The sequence below is a fragment of the Nocardia niwae NBRC 108934 = DSM 45340 genome (assembly GCF_001613465.1).
GTDB lineage: Bacteria > Actinomycetota > Actinomycetes > Mycobacteriales > Mycobacteriaceae > Nocardia > Nocardia niwae.
In genome coordinates, this window is the sequence record NZ_BDCK01000105.1 from 1 (window position 1) to 629 (window position 629).

General features: G+C 67.7%; 1 protein-coding gene. It reads right to left on the reverse strand.

Translation table 11 applies throughout. The features are described from left to right. Positions 1–629, reverse strand: a 629-nt coding sequence (locus tag NNI01S_RS33025; RefSeq protein ID WP_157115187.1) for a condensation domain-containing protein, incomplete at both ends; no start/stop codon positions are given.

Here is a 629-nt window from a genome sequence, read left to right on the forward strand (position 1 = left end):
TCCCGTTCGGCGTCGTCGAGGAGGTCGATGTCGCCGATGAGGGTGTGCGGGTCGGTGGCGATGGTGGTGAGGATGCGTTCGAGTCTGCGGCCGAGGGTTTGGACGGTCGTTTCGTCGAACAGGTCGGTGGCGTAGGTGAAGATGGTGTCGAGTTCTCCGGGGGCGCCGTCGTCGCCGTGGTGGGGGTTGACGTTGACTTGCAGGTCGAATTTCGCTGCGACGCTGCCGGTGTCGAGCGCGGCGACGGTCAACCCGGGTAGCCGGAGGGTGGGTTGTTCGTTGTTCTGGAACGACAGCACGACCCCGAACAGGGGGTTGTGGGTGGTCGCGCGGCCGGGGGCGACGACTTCGACGACGCGTTCGAAGGGGATGTCGGCGTTGGCGAAGGCGGCCAGGTCGGTTTCGCGGGCTTGGTCGATGAGTTCGGTGAAGCTCATGCCCGCCTCGACGCGGGTGCGCAGGGCGAGGGTGTTGACGAACATGCCGACCAGGTCGTCGAGCACGCGTTCGCCGCGTCCGGCGATGGGGGTGCCGATGGCGACGTCCGGGTCGCCGGACAGCCGCGCCAGCAGCACCGCCAGCGCGGCGTGCACGACCATGAACAAGGTGCAATTGTGCTCGCGCGCCAG